20 protein-coding genes and 1 pseudogene are annotated in these 24,457 nt (G+C 42.1%); 13 read left to right on the top strand and 8 right to left on the bottom strand.

Going from position 1 to position 24,457, the window contains the following annotated elements:
• Positions 1–307 precede the first annotated feature (307 nt).
• Both sps_RS06675 and sps_RS06670 read right to left on the bottom strand, forming a co-directional pair.
• Positions 308–3,061: a glycosyl hydrolase family 18 protein gene (locus sps_RS06675; RefSeq protein ID WP_077751823.1), complete on the bottom strand. Its 2,754-nt coding sequence runs from the start codon at positions 3,059–3,061 to the stop codon at positions 308–310.
• A 1,404-nt stretch (positions 3,062–4,465) separates the two neighbouring features.
• Positions 4,466–4,768 carry a hypothetical protein gene (locus sps_RS06670; RefSeq protein WP_077751822.1) on the bottom strand — a complete coding sequence of 101 codons (303 nt, stop codon included), beginning with the start codon at positions 4,766–4,768 and terminating at the stop codon, positions 4,466–4,468.
• Positions 4,769–5,204: 436 nt separating this feature from the next.
• Here sps_RS06670 and sps_RS06665 point away from each other — a divergent pair, with 436 nt between their 5' ends.
• The 4 genes from sps_RS06665 (at position 5,205) to sps_RS06650 (ending at position 8,277) form a co-directional block, all read left to right on the top strand.
• The gene (locus sps_RS06665) at positions 5,205–5,702 is read left to right on the top strand and encodes a hypothetical protein (protein ID WP_077751821.1); all 498 of its coding nucleotides are present in this window, start codon (positions 5,205–5,207) and stop codon (positions 5,700–5,702) included.
• A 427-nt stretch (positions 5,703–6,129) separates the two neighbouring features.
• Positions 6,130–6,945: a hypothetical protein gene (locus sps_RS06660; protein WP_077751820.1), complete on the top strand. Its 816-nt coding sequence runs from the start codon at positions 6,130–6,132 to the stop codon at positions 6,943–6,945.
• A gap of 22 nt (positions 6,946–6,967) precedes the next feature.
• Positions 6,968–7,771, top strand: a complete 804-nt coding sequence (rlmA, locus tag sps_RS06655) for a 23S rRNA (guanine(745)-N(1))-methyltransferase (protein ID WP_077751819.1) — start codon at positions 6,968–6,970, stop codon at positions 7,769–7,771.
• Between the two features lie 299 nt (positions 7,772–8,070).
• The gene (locus sps_RS06650; RefSeq protein WP_076409593.1) at positions 8,071–8,277 is read left to right on the top strand and encodes a cold-shock protein; all 207 of its coding nucleotides are present in this window, start codon (positions 8,071–8,073) and stop codon (positions 8,275–8,277) included.
• A gap of 492 nt (positions 8,278–8,769) precedes the next feature.
• On the opposite strand, the gene sps_RS06645 is transcribed toward sps_RS06650, so the two are convergent.
• From sps_RS06645 to sps_RS06630, 4 genes are all read right to left on the bottom strand, one after another.
• The gene (locus tag sps_RS06645; protein ID WP_077751818.1) at positions 8,770–9,669 is read right to left on the bottom strand and encodes an ABC transporter ATP-binding protein; all 900 of its coding nucleotides are present in this window, start codon (positions 9,667–9,669) and stop codon (positions 8,770–8,772) included.
• A complete protein-coding gene (locus sps_RS06640) occupies positions 9,666–10,508 on the bottom strand; it encodes an ABC transporter permease subunit (RefSeq protein ID WP_179948395.1) in 843 nt (280 codons plus the stop codon). The genes sps_RS06645 and sps_RS06640 overlap by 4 nt, the downstream gene beginning before the upstream one ends.
• 158 nt (positions 10,509–10,666) lie before the next feature.
• Positions 10,667–11,353 carry a YceH family protein gene (locus sps_RS06635; protein WP_077751816.1) on the bottom strand — a complete coding sequence of 229 codons (687 nt, stop codon included), beginning with the start codon at positions 11,351–11,353 and terminating at the stop codon, positions 10,667–10,669.
• Between the two features lie 130 nt (positions 11,354–11,483).
• Entirely contained in the window at positions 11,484–12,320 is an 837-nt protein-coding gene (locus sps_RS06630) for a CvfB family protein (RefSeq protein ID WP_077751815.1), read from the bottom strand.
• Between the two features lie 340 nt (positions 12,321–12,660).
• On the opposite strand from sps_RS06630, the gene speA reads away from it, so the two are divergent.
• From speA to sps_RS06585, 8 genes are all read left to right on the top strand, one after another.
• Positions 12,661–14,574: a biosynthetic arginine decarboxylase gene (gene speA / locus sps_RS06625; RefSeq protein WP_077751814.1), complete on the top strand. Its 1,914-nt coding sequence runs from the start codon at positions 12,661–12,663 to the stop codon at positions 14,572–14,574.
• Positions 14,575–14,632: 58 nt separating this feature from the next.
• On the top strand, positions 14,633–15,595 hold the full coding sequence (locus sps_RS06620; protein ID WP_077751813.1) for a hypothetical protein: 963 nt from the start codon (positions 14,633–14,635) through the stop codon (positions 15,593–15,595).
• A gap of 24 nt (positions 15,596–15,619) precedes the next feature.
• Positions 15,620–16,555, top strand: coding sequence for an agmatinase (gene speB / locus sps_RS06615; RefSeq protein WP_077751812.1), 936 nt, complete (start codon positions 15,620–15,622; stop codon positions 16,553–16,555).
• Between the two features lie 30 nt (positions 16,556–16,585).
• Entirely contained in the window at positions 16,586–17,227 is a 642-nt protein-coding gene (gene pdxH / locus sps_RS06610; protein ID WP_077751811.1) for a pyridoxamine 5'-phosphate oxidase, read from the top strand.
• A gap of 166 nt (positions 17,228–17,393) precedes the next feature.
• Complete coding sequence (locus tag sps_RS06605) at positions 17,394–17,969, top strand: YceI family protein (RefSeq protein WP_077751810.1); 576 nt, start codon at positions 17,394–17,396, stop codon at positions 17,967–17,969.
• Between the two features lie 116 nt (positions 17,970–18,085).
• A complete protein-coding gene (locus sps_RS06600) occupies positions 18,086–18,445 on the top strand; it encodes a DUF3802 family protein (RefSeq protein ID WP_077751809.1) in 360 nt (119 codons plus the stop codon).
• 548 nt (positions 18,446–18,993) lie between these two features.
• The gene (locus tag sps_RS06590) at positions 18,994–19,365 is read left to right on the top strand and encodes a SpoIIAA family protein (protein ID WP_077751807.1); all 372 of its coding nucleotides are present in this window, start codon (positions 18,994–18,996) and stop codon (positions 19,363–19,365) included.
• Between the two features lie 110 nt (positions 19,366–19,475).
• On the top strand, positions 19,476–20,063 hold the full coding sequence (locus sps_RS06585) for a putative ATP-dependent zinc protease (protein ID WP_237158009.1): 588 nt from the start codon (positions 19,476–19,478) through the stop codon (positions 20,061–20,063).
• On the opposite strand, the gene sps_RS06580 is transcribed toward sps_RS06585, so the two are convergent.
• A protein-coding gene (locus sps_RS06580) for an IS3 family transposase (protein WP_149027232.1) occupies positions 19,996–21,152 on the bottom strand; the annotation gives its coding sequence in 2 pieces (ribosomal slippage) (positions 19,996–20,906 and positions 20,906–21,152; 1,158 coding nt in all). The genes sps_RS06585 and sps_RS06580 overlap by 68 nt on opposite strands.
• A 65-nt stretch (positions 21,153–21,217) precedes the next feature.
• Between sps_RS06580 and sps_RS06575 the strand changes: the two are divergent.
• Positions 21,218–21,577 (top strand): annotated as a pseudogene (locus tag sps_RS06575) (putative ATP-dependent zinc protease); the annotation flags it as partial.
• 133 nt (positions 21,578–21,710) lie between these two features.
• Here sps_RS06575 and sps_RS06570 read toward each other — a convergent pair.
• Positions 21,711–24,332, bottom strand: a complete 2,622-nt coding sequence (locus sps_RS06570) for a PAS domain-containing protein (RefSeq protein ID WP_077751806.1) — start codon at positions 24,330–24,332, stop codon at positions 21,711–21,713.
• Between the last annotated feature and the right edge of the window lie 125 nt (positions 24,333–24,457).

Below are 24,457 nucleotides of genomic sequence, written 5' to 3'. Positions count from 1 at the left end.
TTAGGAATTAGTTGTCAATAATCATAGCATTCTATTATATCCCTTGTCGTTAGCCTGTATGAGAACACTGGGCCGTTAGTGGTATTTAGCAGTATTAATAGTGACATTACCAATAACAAAGTCATTTAAAATAACATGTCGGATGCTGAGCCTAGATAAAGCGGTAGAAGATTGGAGGTGCACGTCATGTGTCTATTCCCAATAAAATATAAAAACCAGCATCTATAACAGATACTGGTTTTTGATGTTTAATGAAGAACTAAAATGATGCCCCCCAATAAATTGTTAGAAGCGCAACATTGCTGCTCTAATTGTTTCCGCTATATTCAGAAAATTCATCTGGACAAGCCCATTGTACACTCGGATCACTTGGGAAAAACCAGTACTGATCAGCATTAGCCCATCCTTGCTCTTGTGATGAAATCGCTAATTCTTCATTAGGTTCAAACCCAGGATTTACATACCACTGGTTAAGATAGGTGTTTCCTTCATAAGTCACCAATGTACAGTTAACGTTATAGGTTGTCGCTGCATCCCATGCAGGAATACCACCAGAGTCACTTACAGTTGTTGACTGCTCAGCTGTATCTGTTGCAGAAAATACATCAGTAACCTTTAGCTCAATCGTGTACTCGCCTTCTTCTTGAGGCACAAAACTATAGTTTGCACCATCGCTGACAACAGGTACCGATTGATCATTCACTGAGACTGTCCATGCTAGCCTCAATTCATCAACAAGTTCATCTGTCGATGTTGATTGAAGTAACACAGCTTGACCCACACTTGGCTCTTTACTAAGAATTACAAAGCTAGCTTGTGGTGGGATGTTCGCATCCTCATCGCCAGTAACAGTAACTGTAACTGTTTCAGAGTCTGAATTATCGTCATCATTGCGAACCGTTAAATTCACATCAAAATGATATTCAGGTTTATTCACTAAACTTGCTAAGTCAATATCTGTTGGGTTGGTATTCGGATTTACAAATGCGATAGCATACTTAGTGTTTGTCACTGTCCAATCATATGTTAGCGCTGAGCCTTCAGGATCTGATGCATCTGCGATAAGAGTCAACGGTCCTCCAATAGCCATGTTGTAATGCGAAGGAGTGATACCGTTTATTACTGGTTCGCTACTGCTCGCCTCTTTTTTCAGTGTGTATTTCACATTATCGCTAACAGTACCGCCGTCTTGTAGCTCAGCGTTCAAGGAAAGCTCGACAATAACATCTTTAGCTGGAGCCTCTGTCAGGCCCACAATTGAAAATGAAGTCTCTAATTGACCTTCATTGTCAATGCGTACATTTTCTGCTGCAATCCCAGAAACAGTACCAAGTGTCCAAGTCGTTTTTTTAATTTCATCAGCATTAGTCACACTTCCTGCCAATGAATAGCCAGTATTCATAGCAAAATCGGTTTCAATATCTGCACCCGCATTAACTACCACGTCGCCACTAGATAGGTGAGTTAGTTCATCACAGCGTTCTGGAGTCACATTTTCACCACAAGAGTTAATGATATTTTCCATATCAATTTGACGGTCTACAAGCTTATAGCCTAAACCTTCACGTGCGGCATTGAGCATCAAACCTTCATCTTGATCTGCCATCCAAGTAAAAATGCCGCCTAAATTATTTTTGGTTGCATATTGTGCTTTGGTATATACAGTACGAGGTGTATCTAAGCTAATAAAAATACCTTTTTCAGGCTGAAGCATGTAATCCGCATTTGCTTGTTCATCGGTATATAAGTGATAATTATTAATCGGCGTTAAACCATCTTTCTCATCTGCTTGCAAATAATGAGTGAAAATATCATTAATGGCGGTTACAGCCCCTTCAAATGACCCCATCACTAATTCACTAGTATTATTTTTAGTAAAAGTTCCTTTAAGAGGGCTCTTTGTCTCTACATTAGCATTTAATGCATTGCGGCTATAATTAGCATAACCAATTTGAATACTTTTTGAATCAATATCCAGCTCATCAATCATGTACCGAATAGACTTATCAGCAGACCAGTCACTATTTTCATTGGTCATTAAGTTGGTATGATGGGCTAAATTTTCTGCCCATGTTTCACCAAAAAAGTCGTAGGTCATTAAATGAATCGTATCGACACCAGCCTCAGTTAGCTTCTTCAGTTTTGCCGCATCGATGGTATCTTGAGGAGCGCCAGAAGCAATCGCAATTTTCACATCTGCAAATCCGTTAGTCTCAAATGCACTGCGCATTTCTCTGATTAACGTTTCATAATTTGCAGCATCATTTTCTGGATCGAATACATTATTTTCTGCCCCTTTTATTCCTGGGTATTCCCAGTCAATATCAATCTGACCAATAAACGGATAAGCAGTTAAATATTGTAATACGCTATCTATAAAGAGTTTACGACTTTCTGGAGTCGATACCATCTGTGAAGCAATATTAGACAGCGACCAGCCAAATATACTAATGGCAATTTTTGTCCCTTTTTCTTTGTGTAACTTTTTCATTACTCCCATTAAACCACTGGGGTTTTCATTTAATCGTTGATAGTTCCAATTGGAGGACGGTATACCTGCGCTAGGAAATTCCTTCATAAAATCAGCTCCAGGATCGGTTGATCTTAATTCAAATTTCTCTCCTTTAAATGACTCCCCGAAAGTCGCGCCAGAACCGCCAGGTAGAGGAAGGTTGTTACACACACTATTTAAGCTCTCAATAGCACTAACAATGGAAGGATCGCCGATTTCCGTACCACATAGCCCAAAAAAAGAAAGAATAAGAGTGTCGTACTTGGATAATGAATCAATCGATGGCAAAAAACCTTGGGAGTAATGTGTCCAATTAGATAAATAAGCTGAAGTCGGCAACAACTTACTATTTTGCGGTTCATAAGTGTTAAAGTTTTCTTTTGAGTTATCAATTCGCTCATTAGTTAACCCATAACCAGTTTCCCAAGGATCTGTACCCTCTTTAGGTGATGCATGCACTGATGAAATCGCACAACCTGCTAGGATTAATCCGGTCATAATATTATTGAATCTTCTCGTTATTACAGAAGTACTTCTCATATAATTCATTATACTTTCCCTTTATTATCTCTGACTTTAAATGAAATGGCTTTATGTATTACAAAGACGATCTATCTTTACTTTTACCAATTTAAATGACAACGCTGTCAGCAACGACAAATCTATTGAATATTATTGATATAATCAAATGTTAAAATGTATCAATTTGAAACAAATCTATTTGGGATGGTTTGAGCTTTTACTCAATAAATTAATTAGCAGTTGGTTTTTCTTGCTTATCTATTCTCAAAGTCTGGAGGGGGTTTACAAGATCAACTCTCGTCGAAGTTGACATTTATTTTAATGACCTCTATAAACTTAATTTTTAGCATTACCGCTGTATTAGGGGGATCCACCGAATCACACATAGTTATTTTATTCCAAGGTGCCTGTCCATTTGGTCAGGGTTATCTGTGATAAACTTATTATATGATTAATAATGAGGCTTAGTCTCTCTGAAGTTTGGCGAGCCTCTGTTTTACCGAAAGTTCACCTCTAAATATTCGTCATATTAAAACGAACTTTAACCAATCATCAAAGCAGTAAATACACATTATTATTTTAAAGATATAGTTACTCTCATTTATGCTTATTTAGCAGGAAAATGTTGAGTCCTGAAATATGTGGTGCTCTTCTACTTTGAACAAGCGCGGGGAGGTTAGTGGGTTGGAGTCAATGAGAAACTAAATAGGAATCTAACTTTCCGTACTAGAGTGAATGATTGACTGGTGACGAGTAACTCCCCAAAGCTCAGTTGACGGAAATGAAATCTAGGTAGTTAGACGATAAGAATTTAAGGCAAAAAAAACCGCTAAGTAGGTTAGTAACTTAGCGGTAAAAAGATAGCAATGTTTGATAATGAGTAACGCAAAAAAGCAAGTGGAATGCCTTTCCTTCGCCACTAGAATGAGGGATAGAGTAACACTGAGCAACTCTCCCTATGGTCAGTTGACATAAAGGCGAAATCACCAACCATAATCGTGGTAAATTCATCTTGAAATTTTCAGTTATTTCTTTGATATAAATCATAATAATCTAAAGTAAATGGAAAATTTCAAATGCTGGTTTAGGGTTATTAAAGCTGTAATGTGGTTCTTTGAAACTCCTGTTTTTCTGAAGAAACAAGTAAAAAATCACTCTTGATAATTAGCCTATTCCAGCACTGTGACACTTGAACCTCTAATGGAACTCTATACCTTGAAATGATAAAGTTCAGTCTAGTTTTTAATTTAATTATTAAGTGTTTTTTTGAATGAACTTCCCATCATTGGTATGCTAAATTGAGTTGTATTTTATTAAATCATGCTGATTTTAAAGTGATGAAGGTTAATTAATACTTGGTAAAGACAGAGTTTTTTAAATCATAATTTAATGTGTCGCCACTAACGGAGTCGTAACGACTAAGTTATGACGTTAAAGTGGCCTTATTGAAATCATTAGCTCGGTATTAAAAAACTCACCGTCACTTTCTACCCAGTTTCCATTAATGCTATCTACAAATAAATTAAATTTGTCGCCGCTAGAAGTTCTTATGTCATAGTATTGACCTTCGCTCATTGGTAGATATTTGTTTTTTCTCATAAGCAGTTCACTTTGGATAGCTTCGTTGTTTTCAAGTTGTTCTGTGGTTTCTACTGGGTTTGCTACTGCTATGCCGACGAGCGGAAATAATATACTTGCATATAGAAATACTAATAAATTTTTACTGGTTTTCATTTTTCTTCCTTTTTAACTTTATGACCATTATGAATAATTAACCTTCGCGGTTAGGATGAATAATTAGTCAATAATGAACAACTCACCTAAAAGGCAGTTGACGAAGATAGAATAATATCTGGTTAAACTTTGTCTTTAAGAGATAACAAATACTTAGCCTTGCCTGCTATTATACCCTTGTCGTTAGCCTGATTAATAACCCTAAACCCTTGACGCTATTTAGTAGGTTGCTGTTTAAATAGTCATTGGTGTTCCTTTTGATTCTTATATGTTATCCACCTAACACATTGATATTATTGGGGGTTATTGCAAGCTGTCCTTGCGGTCAGCAGCGATAATACTGCCTTTTATGTTTTAATTCTGTTCTGCACTGTTGCCGTTGAATTAATTGTGACGTGTGTCCTCGAAGATAAGTTTTTATATAATTGGTGATAAAATGATTAATAGCAAAATAGCTAAGGTGATAGCTTCTGTCCTTATTCTCTCCTCAGCTTATGCTTATGCAGAACAGACAGAAAGTTTAAATTTTGATGAAGATGCAGCCATGGCTGAAACAGCTGAAATGGCTCAGAATGATCCGGTAAATTATTCTGGTGACGGTGGGTATGCACAAGTAAAGGTATTCAATTCAACAGATCAAAATATAGAGGGAGTAGCTAAGTATAAATGGTGCGGTGAATCGACTTTCAAACTTTCTGCCCATCAAGCTTTTAGAGATATAGGGCGTAATTTATGTCTAATTAGCTCAATCGAAATAACATTCCCTGAGAATCCTGATGCAAAAGTTTTTAATTATTACAGTTCGGGAACGAGCTTTGCTGAATTTGTATTGTTTAAAAAAGGCGAGTTAGGACATCATTACACAGTAACAAGAAACACCAGTTCCGATGACCCTTACAATATGCCGAATCATGAGTATGTAGGGCGAAATTAAGTACTAATTATAATGAATTACTCACTTTGATAGTATATCCAAAAGCCTCATTTTTGTAGTGGCACACTAAATTTGGGTGAGTTATTGCTTTATGATCGGTACAGAACGGCTTGCCTAGAAATGTGTGAGCCGTTTTGCTTTGTCGTAAAGTGTATTATTTATGAAGCGGTAGGCCCTGTACTATTATTTATGAAGCGGTAGGCCCTGTACTATTAGTTAGAACGTCTTAAAATCTTGTTATTGTGAAGGCCATAAGATTACAACAAGCTCAGATCACAGAGTCACCCATCTATTCTTGATAGTGTCGGGTCAATGCTAAAAATTAAATTTCAGATTCGTTTATCCTGTTTGTTTTTAGTCTCTTACCCCTCTGGTGCTGTAAAAGGAAGCAAGGTACACTGCCTCATTAACCTGAGGTGAATTTGTCATGTTTGAACCCTTGCTAACCCAGCCTGAAATCCTTACTTTTGATCATGGCTCAACGCTTAAGATATATCTTAATGAAGCGGTCAGTGATTTTGGCTTGCTACAAGCCATGAGCGGTCATGTCGGTGAGTTTATTCTAGTGGAAGTCAGCCAGACATCATTTTCGGTATTATTCAGATTGCATCCATTTTTATCCCTTAAGTGCGAGTCACAGCTGATACTGAGCAAACCTGATACGAGCACACTCTCCAGAGGAGTAGGGCAAGGTTGGCGCTTATTTACCGGCTTAGGAATTTCTCCGACTCTATGCGGACAAGAGCTGAGATCTGGATTGGCGATAAATGTAGATTTCAAAGCCAATGAAAATGCTGATTTCTGTATTGTCGATTCTACTCGGTGGCAGTTAGTAGCGCTCGAAGAAGATTTACGCCTATTTCATGGGCCCAGAGAGTTAGTACAGGCGAGAGCTTTGGTATCTAGAGAGGTGGTGTATGATTCCAGTACCGAGCAAATATTACTGGAACTGTCCGAATTGGAAAATGTCAGAAGCGATCTTTCCCGGTTTGGCTGTAGCGAGCTTGTGTTAAGGCACCCGGATGTCAGCGTGGAAGTGTTGAAGCTAGATGCGCAGCTGTCTCGTAAAAAACAGTGGTTATCACGGAGCTTCAATCAATCTGTGGAGCGCCCCAATTGGCAAGGTGCTACAGATCAAAAATTAACTAATGATGTTCAGGCGCGAAAATTAGAGTATTATCGCCTGCTTTCGACTCCAGCCGTCAATGAAATGATTAAAGAGCTCATTTTGGATGAAGAGTAACCCTAGGACCATTGGATAAAAAATGAAATACGCTTGCCCTATCTGTAAAACTCCCTTGATGCTTCAACAAAATACCTGGTCCTGTTCAAATAACCATAGATTTGATTGTGCTAAAGAGGGCTATGTCAATTTGTTGCCGGTGCAGAATAAACGTTCTAAAGATCCTGGTGATAATAAAGAGATGATGTTCGCCAGAAGAGAGTTCCTTAATAAAGGCCATTACCAACTGCTTAGTGATAGGGTGAATGAACTGGCCATGCTCCATTGTCCAAGAGCGGAGCAAGGTTTAGATATAGGCTGTGGGGAAGGCTATTATAGTCACCGCCTGTTTGATAGCTTGCCAGATGTGGAGTTGCAAGGGTTAGATATCTCCAAGTCTGCCCTCAAGTATGCTTCGAAACGATATAAAGACATCAGTTTCTGTGTCGCCAGTGCATTTGAAATGCCTTTTGAAAGTGAACAGTTTGATTTCATGTTAAGAATCTATGCTCCCTCGTTAGATGAGGAGCTTAGGCGGGTGGTTAAACAGGGTGGAACCCTAATAACGGCATCGGCAGGTAAAAATCATCACTTTGCGCTGAAAGAGCTCATTTATGATAAACCTAAACGTCATATTAGTGAGAGTAGTCATATTGAGGGGTTCGAATTAGTTCATCGAGAAAACCTAGAGGCTGAACTGGTGTTGACTAATGAAGTGGAGATCACTCATTTCTTGAATATGACCCCCTATAGCTGGAAGTTAACCCAAGAACAAAAAGCCGATATGATTAGCCAAGGCCTCAAGTGCGAACTTGATTTTAAAATCGAAGTTTTTAAAGCAATCTAATTTAAAAATAGGTAAGGCTGGTTAAAAAGTAACCAAGCGTTTGTTTTTAGTATTTTTACACCATTTTTGACTAATTGAAATTTGAACAAGCAACAGAAAATAAAGCGAAATTAGGCTGACATATTGCTTTTGATTGTTGACATAGGCTGAGAATGATTTATAGTGAACGCAGCTTGAAGGTTGGACTTATTTTTATGTATCAATGCGATCCGTTCGTCCTGTTAACATAAGTAATACCGGCATATTCCAGCTTTACTGCCGTTTTGGCTTTATTTTTATTTAGTTACAGGATTTATATCATGTCTCAAGTTACTGGCGTTGTTAAGTGGTTCAACTCTGACAAAGGTTTTGGATTTATCGAGCAAGAGTCTGGTCCAGACGTCTTCGTTCACTTCCGTGCGATTCAATCAGACGGTTTCAAAACTCTTGACGAAGGTCAGAAAGTTCAATTCACTGTGACTCAAGGTCAGAAAGGTCCACAAGCTGAAAACGTTACTGTCGTTTAAGTTTGGACTTTCGATTAGCGCTTAGCTAATCCAAAAGAATTAGTAAGGGCTGCGATTTATCGCGGCTCTTTTTTTGTCTAAAATTTACAGCATAATGTTTTAAATCATAGTGATAGTGATTTCTGCTAGCTCATTAATTCGCATTCCTAGTATCCAACCAACCGTCACTTAGCGTTCTAATCTTCAGGCATTCTGGTTTCTAATGTCATCGCCATTTTAAGAGTCGTCCCATAGTGACTTCTTACTCCTGATTTATACCCACATAACTATTCCCATCTAATACCAATCGGTATAAGACCTTACTCCATCTAGAATAGTGACATACCCAGCGAGTCCTTATGATGTGTTCCCTAAGGGGAAATAGGGAGAAGTGTGAAGGTTTGTGGCTGGTGAATTGCTCTGTATGAGTGTTCGGGGTATAGAGTGTTCGTGGAGAAAACTGCGGGTAAAAAAGGCGCCTGATGGGCGCCCTTGTTATCGATTGAAATGAGATCAGGAGAAAAGCTTGTCTTCTAAAGTTCGGCCCTTGAGTATCGCCTTGTACTTCCAGCCGTGACTGGCGAAAAGCGTAAAAATCTGCACCTCTATATCTTTGATCTGATTGGCTGCGTAATGGATTAAAAACTCATTCTCTTGTTTAAGCGTCACCGAATTTATGCCTGCTAAACCTTCGACTCGTGAAATCAACGCCTGATTATCACACTCCTGCATAGAAATCGTGAGGTACTCATCGAGTAAGTTCTCCTGCATAGAAACTGATTGGCCTAATTTCCCCTTGTCCAAATAAAGAACCTGATCACAGAGTTTCTCTAACTCATCTAAGTTATGTGAGCTAATGACGAAGGTGATATCTTGAGAAAGTGACTTGACGAGCTCACGGATCACCTTGGCATTGACTGGATCCAGTCCTGCCGTGGGTTCATCTAATAGCACCAGCTGAGGAGAACCGATTAAGGCCTGAGCTATGGATGCTCGCTTACTCATTCCATGGCTTAATGCCGTTGGTTTTTGCTCGACCACATCACTCAGACCCACCAGTGACAGAACACGTAGACCCTCAGACCTAGCCTGGCTTTTAGTCAGCCCCTGCAGGGTGCCAAATAGTGTGAATTGGGTGATGAGGTTCAGATTAGGATCTAGACTGGCATCTTGAGGCAAGGAAGATACTTTGCCGAGTAATTTCCGGCTGCCAGGTTTCTCACCCATGATGGTCACTTTGCCGTGACTGGGCAGTAAGTATCCACATAGCAGGCTAAACAGTGTGGTCTTTCCTGCACCGTTTGGACCGACGAGGGCAATCGGTGCGCCGGGTTTTAGTTCCAGTGATACTGAATCCAGTGCGAGTTTACTGCCGTATGATTTACTGAGACTTTCACATTTAATCAGACTCATAGTGAACTCCTGATCATGTAACTTCTACCAAGAAAAAGTAACACCCCTGCTTGAATGAGAGGTATTGGGGCATAGACCAGGCTAGAAACCCCTTGGGTGTTGATCATCATGCTGAGCTGAGCACCGGGTAATATCCAACTTAATAGTTCACCAAGTGCGGGGAGCTGACTATTGACGATAGCGATCACTATGGCACTCACAGCCCAGAATAATATGGCGTAGATAGTGGCTTGCCTCGCGGAGTTTGCGTACAAAGAGAGTAGCGCCATCAAGGCCGTGTATGGCAGCAAGATGATGAAGATATTAATAAACACCATCAGGCCTGAGCCTAACGCTGGCAGTAACAGGCTGCTCTCCCGTGACAGTGCCAGCAGTATCGTGGCCCCTACCGTTAACATTAATAGTAGAGACTGAATCAACATGTGGCCGATAAAGCGGCCGAAAAATAAACTGTCTCTCCCGGTCCTTAAGATCAAGAAGCGAAAGCTGCCTCTGCTCTTATCTGAGGCAAATTGATCCGCGGAGACAAAAATACTGAACATAGGAAAGATATACAGGGCTGCAACCCAAAATATAGCCATCTCAGCTACTTGCCATTGAAAGAGTCTATCCACCGAAGACTCGCCAAATATTCCAGCTATTAGCTGCCTGAAATCCGGGCTCAGGAGAATATCCGAGGCGCTACGAATTGGATAGAGTAAGATCAGCATCCATACGAGTGAGAAAGCGGTGAGGGCGATCAAACCTTTCGGATTAAACAGCAGCTTCTTTAATTCAAATTTGGCTAATATGAGCGTATTACGCACTAAGCCGGTATTTAGGTTAGGTTCCAAAATCATCCCTTATAATATTGTTATCGAACAGATACGGACCTCAGATTATCAGTTGAGAAAATCCAGAATATATAGTCATCGAACACATTCAGCCCTAATTTATCACCAAGGCATATGTGCTTGTATCTCATTTAGTCAAATCTTGTTTCATGCCGCTACGACTATCAGTCGAGTAAATCCTGCAATGCTTCTTTGAGTTGAGCTACCTCATGTTCGAGGCTGGTCACTCTTGCGACTAAATCGGCTTGTGCTAGATTCTGCTCTTCAGTGGTTGCTACTGAATCTGCAGGGGCTATTGAACTAGGCCTTGTTGGCGTTATCGCCATATCAGATCCACTCCCTTGGGCTACTTCGTCAGAAAAAAGACCGATGAAGCGAGAGTCTCGTCTCCCTGGTTCTCTGGCAAGTTGCCTGACTAATGCCGGATCAGTGAGTGTTAACGAGTTTAAGGCCTTATCGACTTCACTGACATCGTTGAAAAGGTGTAAACGGCCACTTCGACTCTTTAACTCTCCCGGTGTCTGGGGACCACGGAGCAGTAATAGGCAAATGACGGCGAATTGAGCCGAATTGAACTGTAGATCGCTAAACTCGGTATTACAGAATCTATGTTTATACTTCACCACTCGCGAACCAAAGCCAGTTTGGTCTGTGACTAACCTGCGTTTCATCAGCGCATCGATACTGGCTTGAGTCTCGGCTTCTGTCATGGCAAGTACCGGATCTCGACTCGACTTTTGGTTACAGGCCATAGTGAGTGAATTGAGGGATAAGGGATATTGATCTGGGGTGGTGACTTCTTTTTCAAGTAGACAACCGATCACTCTAGCTTCATGGAGCGTTAGATTCATTTTAGTAAACTCATAAAAAAAGCATGACTTTGTTATAACAGAGTCATGCTTTTAATCAAAGAGCCAAGCAATAAGTTACTGGTTTTATGCACGATAACTAGACAATTCTCGAAGGTACGACCAGAAGTGCTTAGTCTTCTACTAATCTAATTCCATCGGGCGATATGGTGATCTGTTTATTCTTATACAGGCCACCTATGCTTTTCTTGAAGGCTTTCTTGCTCATTGAGAGTTTGGCATAGATAGCTTCTGCATCTGTCTTATCGTTAAGAGGCAAGAAGCCGCCAGCTTGTTTAAGCTTAAACATGATGGTGGTCGAATGTTTATCCAACTCGGATTTTACACCCTGTTGCAGGATGAGATCTATCTTGTCATCGCTGCGTACTTGCTTGATAAAGCCCTTCAGTCTCTGACCAAAGCTCAGGGTCCGAAAAACCTCATTTTTGAAAATAACGCCCCAATGACTGTGGTTGATGATAGCTTTGTAGCCCAGATCTGTGGTGCCACCTATGATCAGGTTAACCGCTTCATCTTTATCGTAGGGAGGAGGCGTTCTGTCGAGGAACTTATCAACTTTGGCCGAGGCGACAATGCGCTCATCGACGTTACTGGTGTAGATATAGACTAAGTAGGAGCGGCCCACTTCAATCTCTCTGTGTTGTTCACCGAAAGGGAGTAGCAGATCTTTATCTAGCCCCCAGTTGAGGAAGGCACCGTATTGACCGGTAGCAACAGCTTCTAAATAGGCAAACTGACCCACTTCAGCCAGTGGCTTCTTGGTGGTCGCAATGATGGCATCTTCTGAATCTAAATAGAGAAAAACATCGACCTCATCACCGACATTACACTCTTTTGGGACCACCTTGCTAGGCAATAGTACTTGGCCTAGGTCGTGTGCATTGAGATAAACGCCAAAGTCGACTCGTTTTACGACTTCGAGGGTGCAAGATTTTCCTATTTGTATCATGTGACTCTCTGTTGCTTAGGGACTGCTTCGATGGTGGATTATAGTGGAAAATTGAATAACAATCTTTAAGTGATTTTAATCTATGACGCTAATTTGTTTAAAAAACGACATCGAATGAGGGTTTTCCTTCAATCATGTTAATCTGGACTGGATTTTTGGCTTTATATTTTTATATCTTATGCTTGCAATAGCATCGTCTGGGGTGTTTAATTACGCCCCATTTTTATGGTCTGAACACTGGTTTGTACGCTGGTTTTCAGACTAGATTGCTCAATGGTTAGTGATGGCGGGGGCGTTGATATCGCCTTTGTTTTTGATTTCTTATTTAGGTTTAACAATTATGAGTGATTGGTCTATTAATGATGCCCGCACAGGGTATAACGTTAATCATTGGAGTCAGGGACTCTATGGGATAAGTGATGCAGGAGAAGTCACCGTTTCTCCCGATCAAATTAATCCGGAATTTACTATTGGTTTAAATGAGCTTGCCCAGGATATGGTCAAGTCAGGGGTCGCGCTGCCTGTACTGGTTCGTTTTCCGCAGATCTTGCACCACAGGGTTAACAGTCTCTGTCATGCATTCAATCTGGCTATCCAGAAATACCAATATGAGTCAGATTACTTGCTGGTGTATCCGATTAAAGTTAACCAGCAACAGACCGTCGTTGAAGAGATCCTCGCCAGCCAGAAATCGAAAGAGGTGCCACAACTCGGCCTAGAAGCCGGTAGCAAGCCAGAGTTAATGGCGGTTTTGGCTATGGCTCAGAAGGCCAGCTCTGTGATTATCTGTAATGGTTATAAAGATATTGAGTATATCCGACTGGCACTTATCGGTGAGAAATTAGGCCACAAGGTCTATATCGTTCTCGAGAAACTGTCGGAGCTTAAAACCATACTCCGGGAAGCTAAAAAGCTAGGGGTAACCCCTAGACTGGGGTTACGTGTACGCCTGGCGTTTCAGGGTAAAGGTAAGTGGCAAGCCAGTGGAGGAGAAAAATCTAAATTTGGTTTGTCTGCAGCCCAAGTATTAACTGTGATCGAATCTCTCAAAGATGAGAAAATGTTAGACTCCTTGCAATTACTGCATTTTCATCTGGGATCGCAAATTGCGAACATCCGCGACATAAGACAAGGGGTGAGCGAAGCCGGGCGTTTCTATTGTGAACTGCAAAAACTTGGCACCAATGTAAAGTGTTTCGATGTTGGTGGCGGTTTAGCGGTCGATTATGACGGTACTCGCAGTCAAAGTAGTAATTCGATGAATTATGGTTTGACCGAATATGCTAACAATATAGTCAGTGTGTTGACCGATATTTGTAATGAATATCAGCAGCCGATGCCGAGAATTATTTCTGAATCTGGACGATATCTCACGGCTCATCATGCGGTGCTTATCTCAGACGTGATCGGTACCGAAGCCTATAAGGCCGAAGTCATTCATGCTCCCGATGAAGCCGCGCCCCAACTGCTGCATAATATGTGGCAATCTTGGGTAGAGGTGAGTGGACGTGCAGATCAGCGGGCATTGATTGAGATCTATCATGATTGTCAAAGTGATTTAGCCGAAGCTCACTCATTGTTTGCCTTAGGTCAGCTGTCTCTAACGGAGCGTGCCTGGGCGGAGCAAGTTAACTTAAGGGTGTGTCATGAACTTCAAGGAGTCCTGAGCACTAAGTATCGTTTTCATAGACCCATCATAGATGAGCTTAATGAGAAGTTAGCCGATAAGTTTTTTGTGAATTTTTCTCTGTTTCAGTCGTTACCCGATGCATGGGGTATAGATCAGGTGTTCCCGGTATTACCGTTATCGGGTCTGGATAAGAAGCCTGAGCGCCGCGCCGTGATGTTGGATATTACCTGTGATTCCGATGGTACTATCGACCAGTATGTCGATGGACAGGGCATAGAAACCACTTTGCCGGTTCCGGCCTGGAGTGCAGAGAGTCCCTATCTGATTGGCTTTTTCTTAGTGGGAGCCTACCAGGAGATATTGGGGGATATGCATAACCTTTTCGGTGATACTAACTCTGCCGTGGTTCGAGTCGATGAGAATGGTCTCACCAATATCGAGTCTGTATTAGCGGGTGACACGGTGGCGGATGTACTCCGGTATGTGAATTTAGATGCCGTTTCATTTATGCGTACCTATGAAGAGCTGGTTAACATGCATATTGAAGAATCTGAGCGTGCAAATATCCTGGAGGAGTTGCAGCTTGGCTTGAAAGGCTATACCTATCTGGAAGACTTCACTTAACTATAGGCTCAGGCTATTACGGATTTAAATACTGATACTTGGATCAAGGTAACGCGATATGGTATTTGAAGGTTCTGAAAAGATCATCGAGCTAGGTGTGCAGCCTGGCTCGCCTTCATTAAGACGTTTATCTTACGCTTTTTGGCAGACCTTAGTCGCGAGTGCGGGGGCCGAAATCATTTCCACAGTGAGAAATGAATCGTGCGATGCTTACCTGCTCAGCGAGTCCAGCTTGTTTGTGTGGGACGGGCGGATAAGAATGTTGACCTGTGGCGCGACTCAGTTATCCAATGCTCTGGTGCTTTTCATCGAAAAGCTAGGAGCTGAGACGATTGCATATGCGACTTATCAGAGAAAAAATGAGTATCTGCTGCAACCACAAATTCGAAGCTTTGCTCAAGACCTTGCCTATATCACTCAGACGATTTCTGGCAAGGGATACAGGATAGGTCATCTGGACAGTCACCATCATTATCTGTTTACCGCCAATAACGAAGGGCATTCAGGTAAGGCTCTGGCTACTACTAAGCCTGTGGTTACCATTAAGCCGTTAGCCACAACAGAGCTATTGATGTATCACTTAAGGGGCCCCTTGGCTGAGTACTTTCGTTCACCTTGTCAGACTGCTGAGGGGATCTGTGATGCCCTCGAGCTTAGCTCCTTGTTTAGTGGTTTCGAATTTGACTACCACCTCTTTAGTCCATTGGGTTATTCGCTCAATGGCATAAAGGGAGATAAGTATTTCACCGTGCACATTACCCCACAAGAACAGAGTTCATATTGCAGTTTTGAGACCAATTTGACTGATAAGGATTTACCCGCCGAGTTAATAGAGCATTTTTTATTGAAATTACAGCCCGAGCGTTGGGACTTGATCTGTGTCGACCGGCCCTTACTCGTCACCAAAAGGCGAGATAATACCAGTATTAACACCTGCTCAATTACCACCGATGCTGGCTATGATGTTCATTTTAAGCATGTTCATCAACAAGGTGAATTGCAGTTTACCCAAATTATATAAATATTGAGATTTGCTGGAGAGTGTATGACCACCATGATAGATAAACCTGATTACTCATTGTATTCCAATGCCTTTGGTTATCTAAGACAACCTTTGAATTTTAATCCCATCGCATCTGATGCCGATGTGGTGATTTTAGGGTTACCTTTCGATATGGCCACTACTGGACGTTCCGGTGGCCGCATGGGGCCGGGTGCTATCCGTCAGGCATCGATTAATTTAGCCTGGGAAGAGACGCGTTGGCCCTGGGATTTCAAACTCAGCGAGCATCTTAACATCGTCGATGCCGGTGACCTTGTTTATGACTGTGGTGATTCGGCAGATTTCACTCAAAGAGTTGAAGACTTTGCGACGGCAATTCTAGATGCAGGCAAGGGTTTGTTGAGTTTTGGTGGCGATCATTTCGTTACTCTACCCCTGCTCAGAGCGCACTTTAAAAAGCACGGTAAAATGGCTCTGCTGCATTTTGATGCACATACTGACACTTACAGTCAGGGCAGTAAGTACGATCATGGCACCATGTTTCACCATGCGCCTAAAGAGGGGATAATCTCAACTGAGCATTCGATTCAGGTGGGAATAAGAACCGAGTATGATCGAGATACACATGAGTTTCAGGTGATCGATGCCGCGACGGCCAATGACATGAAAGCCGACGATATCGTGGCTCAAATCAAGGCGCGTGTGGGTGATATGCCCTTGTACGTAACATTCGATATCGATTGTTTAGACCCAGCCTTTGCGCCGGGTACTGGCACGCCAGTGTGCGGTGGGTTAACCAGTGATAAAGCCATGAAAATTTTACGTGGCCTACGGGGCATGAACTTGGTTGGCATGGATGTGGTCGAAGTCGCTCCAGCCTATGACTCGGCCGAGATCACCGCTCTAGCGGGTGCGACTCTGGGGCTTGAGATGTTACATTTGTGGGCAGATAAAAAAAGAAATACCCATAAAAAATAGCGATTAATGACTGGTGTAGGGAAAGCAATAATGTCAAAACTGAGTGATATCAGGCGTGAATATACCTTAGGCGGGCTCAATGAAGAGGATCTACCAAAAGATCCTATGGTCTTGTTCTCTAAATGGATGGAGCAAGCAAGGGACAGTGACTTGCTTAGTGACCCCACCGCCATGGTGGTGGCCACTGTCGATGCCGATGGGCAGCCATTTCAGAGAATTGTGCTGCTTAAACGTTTCGATACTGGTGGCTTCGTATTTTTTACCAATTTAGAGAGTAGGAAGGCGCAGCAGATCGCCGTTAACTCGAAAGTCAGTATTTTATTTCCCTGGCACTCATTAGAGCGACAGGTGGCGATAACCGGCGAAGCTCATGCCTTATCGACGGCTGAGGTGATGAAATATTTTATTACCCGCCCTAAAGAGAGTCAGATTGCCGCTTGGGTTTCTAAGCAGTCCAGTAAAATTTCTGCACGCCAGGCATTAGAGAGCAAGTACGCGGAGATGAAGGCTAAGTTCAGTAAAGGTGAAGTGCCCCTGCCTAAGTTTTGGGGAGGCTATATCGTTAAGCCAAACAGTATTGAGTTTTGGCAAGGGGGAGAAAAACGCCTTCATGACCGCTTCCTCTATACTAAAGAAGCGGCCAGCTGGGACATCAGTAGGCTCGCGCCTTAAAGGCTTACACCTATGCTTAAGTAAGAAAATGAGAGTAGCTATGGCACTTTCATTTTTTACTTTCTTTTATCAGCATTTACTTATTTAAAATCATTTATATACTGTTACTAGTAAAACGAATTAATCCAATTAAATTTGATGATGGTAATAGAGTAAGGGAGCATGTATGAATAAATTATTGATCGGGATCTTGTTATGTTCAATAGGCGCGACGGCATCGGCATCGCCCTGGACCGTGGACAGTAAAAATTCAAATGTGAATTTTGTCTCGACAAAGAAAGTAAATGTGGCCGAAGTTCATCATTTTAATGCTTTCTCTGGTCAGCTGGACGATACGGGTAAATTTGCACTGACTATAGAGTTAGCCAGTGTTTGGACCAATATTGAGATCCGTGATACTCGGATGAAGGAGCTGTTGTTTGAGGTCGGTAAGTTTCCGACTTTATCACTGAGTTCGAATATCGAACTGGCTAAGCTTGCCGATATTCCGGTCGGCGGTACCAGTGTCATGGATATATCTGTCGAATTATCTCTCCATGGCAAGACACAGACTATGCCTGTCACAGTGACGATTGCTAAGTTGTCAAATAAGCAACTCTTAGTGGTGAGTACGCAGCCTGTGATAGTCAACGCGGCTAATTTTGGCCTGACATCCGGCATTGAAAAATTAAGAGATATTGCGGGTTTGACCTCGATAAGTCAGGCTGTACCCGTTTCATTTGTATTGAATTTAACCCGTTAAAGGCCTGATGTAACAAATTAACTTGCCTATGATGAAAACGGTTTAAAAGTTCGATAGACTGGACAGTGAGCATGGCATCTACCATGCTCTAACTGAATAGGTGAATAAGGTTTAAGATGGTTACAGATAAAGATGGATATATGCATCTCGTTCAGTACCTCACAGAGCATTTAGGTCTGTTTGAGGGGCAAGAGGTGGGATCTGTTGCGGGCGATACCGTGATGGAATTATTCGAAGAGCAGTTATCGGCGCAGATCATCATGGTGTGTGGTCAAAACCCGTCTCTGAGTTTTGCTCAAAGAAATACGGTGATCCGTGAAATTGATGCAATTGTCTACGACCTCGAAGAGATATTAGCCAATGTTGCTAAAAGAAATGCCACTTCGGAGCAGACCTTGTTTATTACTGAATTCTCTGGCTTGATCAAAAACCTATTCGATCAAGAAATCTCTAAGCTTGTGGAGGAATCGCAGTAAAAATGACTCCCAGTAAACATACCTTAGCTTAATGATGGCTATCGCGCTCAATATTAGTCGCGCTAGCTATTTTCGTGCAAAATATTCTTTGTACAAAAATGAGTGATATGTTTATTTTTAGTCAGATTTTATATTTAGTTACAGTCTTTTACATCTCCATTCTTGTGGTCAGTTCATTAGAAGCCTAATGTTATACCAGATAAACTTTAGGGCTCTCATTTGAACAATTTAACTGGTTCGACGCACAATCAACATTTAGCAGTGTATCTGGCACTGTTGCTATTTTGGTGGGCGATTCACACCTTTAGTATTAATGCGTTCGACCTTGGATGGGGTTTTTTCCCATTAGTTGTGTCACTTCCATTTGTACCGTTTATACTTGTTTGGTTAGGTGTTCAATTTTCTCGGCATTTCAGGTGCTTTAAAACAGGTGCAGACTTAGGCAGGCACCTGGTTCATTGTTTATGTATCTTTTGTCTGTTTAGTTTGTTCGTTTTTCATTTTATTTATTGATTGTTGATTGTTAACCGTTTTGCAAGGAGTGCATCATGCTAGAAATTTTGGATGGGTTTAATCACGATACCGTAGCGATAAAGGCCTCAGGGGTTGTTACTGGGGATGACTATGACAAGCGTTTACTACCGGCAATCGAGGGAAGATTAAAAGATCATGCGTCGATTAAACTTTGGTATGAGTTTGATGAAGGATTTAAGGGCATCACAGTAGAAACACTATGGGATGATGCAATGTTAGGTTTTTTTCATTTGACTGACTTTTCAAGAGTCGTCATCATTACCGACAGTGATTGGATCACTAGTATGGCGAAGGCTATGGCTTATATGATCCCCTGTCCGGTTAAAGTTTTCGATAAAAGTAACAGCCACTTGGCTGAACAATGGATTGCAGATAACGAGAGTTAATCGCGCGCTAAGGTTAATGGATAACCAATTGAAATCGGGTCGGCTTTAGGGTCGGCCTTTTTATTGTCTAATTTCTTTCTTTGATTTTATTTTTGGAGTTGGTAAACATAATGCTGAAAAAAATAGGTTTATGTATGTTGTTACTCTCTACATCTGTGTTGGCACAAGATAAAGCTATCATAGGTCCAACGGCGCAGATGTCTGTCGCCGAGACGAAACTTACCTTCGTTGCTAGAATTGACACTGGAGCGGTAAATACTTCCTTGAACGCCTTTGATCTGCAAGTGGAAGGTGGCAGTGCCAAGAAGATGAAAGACAATGTCGGTAAAATCATTCATTTCACCACTGAGAATGCCTCTGGTGAGCGAGAGAGGTTATCGGCTCCAATAGTAAGAACATCCACCGTGAGTAACTCTCAGGGACGCGAGACCCGCTATATGGTCTGGTTACATGTGGGCTTTGATGGCAAGGAACGTAAAGTCCTAGTCAACTTACGTGATAGAAGCCACATGGATTACAAATTACTCATCGGCCGCAGCTGGCTTAAGGGTAAATATATCGTGGATGTGTCTGATAAGAAAGTGATAGGCCCGGTATCCCCCATTCACATTGTAGAGACAGGTATTCTGGTCAAGCACAACTGGACACCTGACTTTGTAACTTTTCATAGTTGCTCGGTGTTAAATCACCTAGCGTAGTATGTAACCGCTCATGGTTGTAATACCTAATATATTCCTCAACATCTTGCTTCATTGACTCTCGTGTTAAATGAACTACATTCAACAGCCATTCGTGCTTTAAACTACCAAAAAATCGTTCAACGACAGCATTATCTAGGCAAGCGCCAACACTGCTCATAGAAGGTGTCATTCCGCTCTTTGTTAGCAAGCTTTGGAATTGCTTACTCGTATACTGCGAGCCTCTGTCACTGTGAAATAAAACACCGCAGCCTGGTTGACGAAGTGTTATAGCCACCTGTAATGCACGTTCAACCAAGCTGACGGTCATTCGTTTCGAGATACTCCAGCCAATGATTCGTCTAGAGTGTAAATCCATAACAATAGCTAAATACATCCAGCCTTCGTTAGTTCTCAGATAGGTGACATCACCTGCCCAAGCTTGGTTAGGTTCAGCAGGGTTAAAGTTCTGGCTCAGCACGTTATCTGCAACACTATCACTGTGTTTTCGCTTAGTCGTTACTGTATAGGCTTGGCGCTGAGTCACCACTAAGCCAAGCTTTCGCATGATAGAGCGAGTGCGATAACGGCCGATGATATAGCCTTCTTCACATAGTTTTTTGGATAACTGACGTGAGCCTAAGCTGTTACGACTGCGCTTGAAAAGGCGCTTTGCCGTACGATACAGTTTTAGCTCATTTTCGCTAATAATCTTAGCGGGCCTAGATAGCCAATCATAGAAGGCACTACGGCTAACGTTCAGCACCTTACAAACTGTTTTTATTTCGAATTGAGAGCGGTTGTCTCGAATATACCGAAACTTTACTTCATTTCTTTCGCGAAGAAGGCACTGGCCTTTTTTAATATTTCTTTCTCTACGCGAAGCTGCTTAACCTCTTTTCTTAGGGCTAAAAGCTCGGCTCTCTCATCTGAAGTTACGTTAGAACTCTCTAGCTCTTCAGCCTTCTGTTTCCAGGTATAGAGCAGGTTGGATGAGACACCAAGCGCGTCTGCGGCTTGTGGAACGCTATAGCCTTGTTCGGTTATTAAGCATAAAGCTTCTTCTTTAAACTCTTTGGTATAAGTTCGGTACTGTCTTTTCGTATTCATGCTCACCTCGATTGATAGTTCTATTATCCACAATCATTGTGTCCAGATCGATTAGACCAGAATAAGGTTTGACCTATAAGACCCGTATCGACACTGGTGCCGTGGAAAACTCACTTCATGCCGTTGACTTTAAAATTGAAAATGGCGTCGATGATATGGAAGCTAATATCGGTAAGATGCTTAGCTTTACCACAGAGAATGAGAAAGGCGTTTCTCATCGAGTGAAGGCCATGATTGTCGAGACCTCATTGATCCGTAATGCCCAAGGTAGCGAGATCCGCTATATGGTGGAACTCAAGATTGGAGAGCCTGGACAGGAATATAAGGTCAAAGTTAACCTCAGAGACAGAAGTAAAATGAGTTATAAATTACTCATAGGGCGAAACTGGCTACAGGGCCATTATCTGGTAGATGTGGAGCGTTAATCTGCTGAATATCAAAAAGAGAGGGCGTTCCCTCTCTTTTTTCTATCTTTGTTGGTTACCCAAGTCGCGCCATCTAATTCATTCAATGCTTTTTTAGAGACCGTTTCTAAGCACTGCTTTTAGTCATTGTCCTTCAATCACTGCCATCAGTAAGGGTTAGCAAACACCTTACCTCAGTATATTGGGATAGTTCCGAGTGAACACTTATCTCACCGTTAAACTCAACTTTTAACCAGAGGGCTAACTCTGCCAGAGTGCCAGTGCTGGTGTGATCCCTTATCTGCTTGTTTATCTCTTCAAGGTGCGAAGACACGATACCGACACCATTGTCCTTGATGTTTATCATGAGTTGTTGACCGTTTTTGTGCACTGATATGGTTATTTCATTATGCTCAGTGTTTAGGTTGAATCCATGGGATAAGGTGTTTTGCAATAGTTTATAAAAAAGGAGTAACAGTGACCAGGGTGAGACTTGTAATGTTAGCAAGTCAGAACAGTCCAGGCTGGATGTCACCTTACAAGCATCAAATTGCGGGCCTAATACGGCTAACAGATGCTCCAAAAATTGCTTTATGTGAACTGATTTAATTGCTTCGCTCTGGGGCACGACTATGTAGAGTAGGTGACGTAACTTATCGGTTTGCTCTGTGACAAGGCGCATAAGATCCAACATATCTTCCCTCAATGGCAAAGCGCTATCTTGACTCAGTTTAGTGAAGATAAGTTCATGCTCTTTGAGTTGTTCTCGTAAGATATCTGTAATTAGTTGAGGCATTAACTTATGATTCTGAGCTCCAATATGCTGCAGTTGCAGCGATTGTTGCTTGTGTTTTTCTATGGTGATGCTCGATTGTTCAACCCGGCGTAGGGTCATTTTTAATTGTTGCAGCTGCATCTCCCGGTGAACTAAGTTTTGATTGAGCTGTTCAACCTTGCAGGTTAGCTCCTGGTTATCGGCTTTTATATGACTGATATCGAACGCCATGGCACCTAAAGCAAAAATATGACCTTCATCATCCTGAATGGGATATTTAGTGATCAAGTAAGTGATTTCACCTTGGTTGGTTGGGATGGGTTGCTCAAAGCTTTGTGGCGTTTCCGTACTGGCGATGATCTTATCATGGCCGGCAATAATCTCGGCGATGTGGGTAGGGAAAAGGTCACTGTCTTTAGCGCCAATGACTTTATCTCGCTCCAGGCCTAATACCTCACAGAACCTATCATTCACTAAGGTATATAGTCCTTCAGTGTTCTTGATACAGATGAGGTTTTGCGATGAATTGAGCAGATCATTGAGTTGGTTCTTATGCTTACTCAATTGAATTTGAGCGTGTTTTTGCATCTCAAGTTGTTGTTCCAGAGCTAAGTTTCCGGCATCTAGACTGGCGTAAGCAATTTCAAGCTGCTGGTTTCTTGATGTGAATGCCTTAGCCAGTTTGCCTATTTCATCTTGACGTTGATTGGCGGTGAGCTCTAATTTCGCTATGTTGCCTCCTTGCAGGGACTCGACCATCTTGGAGATCGGCTTGATAAACAACCTATGTTGGAACATAAATAGCACCACAAGGGCAATTAATTGGGTCAAGAGTAAGAAGATGCCAACCTTTGCTGCGATGGCATGATCCTTATTGCCCACTTCACTCAAGGGCGTCACTAAGATGATCTTCCAGTAGGTTCTAGGCATATGAAACACAGACACCAATACTGGTTCCTTGAGTAAAGGATCTTGGTCTAAGACGAAGCTGGTGGTGCGTTCAGAGTTAGGCGATACTCCGCTAGCATTGGCATTGATAAGCGCCGACAGCCTGTCTCGCTTAGATACATCTAGAGTCTCTAGCAATGCATTGAGTTGCGATGGATCGTAGGTGCTGCTCGTTCCGGCATGCTTTAGGAATTGAGCGTCAATTTTATCTATCTCTGTGAGGATTGATGCGTAGGCTGGATGATCTTGAGTGAATTGCTTGAAAGGGTGACTCAAGTATGGCGATGGTTTCCTTGAGTCTCGCTCCTCAGCATCATAGGGATGAGCCAGAAGGTTATTATTGCTATCGAGTGCAAACAGGTAACCTTGGTGCAGCTCTAGTTTATCAAAAAAGGACTTAAGTGATGAAAGTGCCAGATCTACCGTAGAGACCCCGATAAATTTGTGGTCTAACCACATGGGAACCGAGGCGGTTATCATGGTCTCATCTGTGTGTGGATCGATATAGGCATCAGACCAGTAGGTGGTGCCGACGGGATAAAAACGCGTAGGTTTGTACCAGATCTCAGAATGATAGCCTGAGCCATTGGCATTATTATATCCATAGATCAGCTCAAATTGATTTTGCTCATCACGGGCCCAGAAGTAACTGTCTCGCAATTTAGATGAATCGAAAGCGCCGGGTTCGGGCCATATTCCCCCACCCGCGATTAGGGATTGTTGTCCATCGGTATCGAGGAGGGCGGGGACTATCTGTTGTAGCTGAGTCGGAGAATGGGCATAAGTGACGCCGATAGAGGCCATAGAGGCGGCAAGAGCTTCAATTTTTGATGTGGTTTGCTGAAGTTGAGCGACTATGGTCAAGCCTAAATTTTGGCTTAAGGATAGTTGGGTCTCTTGATGGTGCTTTTTCTCTATGGATAGGATAAGCCAGATACTCGACGCGATGATCAGGCTGACGATACAAAACTGAATTATAGAAAATTTAAAGGGTAAGCTGTTCAGCCAATGTGTTTTGAAAGAGGGCTGGTCATCGGGTCCATTTTTTCCCATTTGGGCATACTTCCTTTTTACTCTCATCATGAGAGATAGACCTCTACCATAAATGAAAAGCTGCGCGGTTTAAACCAGTCGATGTTTAGTGATTCTTTTAAGAAAAAATGCCCAGTGTGTTAAGC

This window comes from Shewanella psychrophila (genome assembly GCF_002005305.1).
In the GTDB taxonomy this organism is placed as follows: Bacteria; Pseudomonadota; Gammaproteobacteria; order Enterobacterales; family Shewanellaceae; genus Shewanella; species Shewanella psychrophila.
This window is presented reverse-complemented; position numbering and strand designations above follow the sequence as displayed.

Excerpts from the sequence above, each read along its gene's own strand:
- sps_RS06675 (WP_077751823.1), bottom strand. The coding sequence starts at position 3,061 with ATGAATTATATGAGAAGTACTTCTGTAATAACGAGAAGATTCAATAAT.
- rlmA (WP_077751819.1), top strand. The coding sequence starts at position 6,968 with ATGAAATACGCTTGCCCTATCTGTAAAACTCCCTTGATGCTTCAACAA.
- sps_RS06600 (WP_077751809.1), top strand. The coding sequence starts at position 18,086 with ATGGTTACAGATAAAGATGGATATATGCATCTCGTTCAGTACCTCACA.
- sps_RS06645 (WP_077751818.1), bottom strand. The coding sequence starts at position 9,669 with ATGAGTCTGATTAAATGTGAAAGTCTCAGTAAATCATACGGCAGTAAA.
- sps_RS06570 (WP_077751806.1), bottom strand. The coding sequence starts at position 24,332 with ATGGGAAAAAATGGACCCGATGACCAGCCCTCTTTCAAAACACATTGG.
- sps_RS06640 (WP_179948395.1), bottom strand. The coding sequence starts at position 10,508 with ATGATTTTGGAACCTAACCTAAATACCGGCTTAGTGCGTAATACGCTC.
- sps_RS06660 (WP_077751820.1), top strand. The coding sequence starts at position 6,130 with ATGTTTGAACCCTTGCTAACCCAGCCTGAAATCCTTACTTTTGATCAT.
- speA (WP_077751814.1), top strand. The coding sequence starts at position 12,661 with ATGAGTGATTGGTCTATTAATGATGCCCGCACAGGGTATAACGTTAAT.
- sps_RS06585 (WP_237158009.1), top strand. The coding sequence starts at position 19,476 with ATGCTGAAAAAAATAGGTTTATGTATGTTGTTACTCTCTACATCTGTG.
- sps_RS06605 (WP_077751810.1), top strand. The coding sequence starts at position 17,394 with ATGAATAAATTATTGATCGGGATCTTGTTATGTTCAATAGGCGCGACG.
- sps_RS06665 (WP_077751821.1), top strand. The coding sequence starts at position 5,205 with ATGATTAATAGCAAAATAGCTAAGGTGATAGCTTCTGTCCTTATTCTC.
- sps_RS06670 (WP_077751822.1), bottom strand. The coding sequence starts at position 4,768 with ATGAAAACCAGTAAAAATTTATTAGTATTTCTATATGCAAGTATATTA.
- sps_RS06630 (WP_077751815.1), bottom strand. The coding sequence starts at position 12,320 with ATGATACAAATAGGAAAATCTTGCACCCTCGAAGTCGTAAAACGAGTC.
- pdxH (WP_077751811.1), top strand. The coding sequence starts at position 16,586 with ATGTCAAAACTGAGTGATATCAGGCGTGAATATACCTTAGGCGGGCTC.
- speB (WP_077751812.1), top strand. The coding sequence starts at position 15,620 with ATGACCACCATGATAGATAAACCTGATTACTCATTGTATTCCAATGCC.
- sps_RS06635 (WP_077751816.1), bottom strand. The coding sequence starts at position 11,353 with ATGAATCTAACGCTCCATGAAGCTAGAGTGATCGGTTGTCTACTTGAA.
- sps_RS06590 (WP_077751807.1), top strand. The coding sequence starts at position 18,994 with ATGCTAGAAATTTTGGATGGGTTTAATCACGATACCGTAGCGATAAAG.
- sps_RS06650 (WP_076409593.1), top strand. The coding sequence starts at position 8,071 with ATGTCTCAAGTTACTGGCGTTGTTAAGTGGTTCAACTCTGACAAAGGT.
- sps_RS06620 (WP_077751813.1), top strand. The coding sequence starts at position 14,633 with ATGGTATTTGAAGGTTCTGAAAAGATCATCGAGCTAGGTGTGCAGCCT.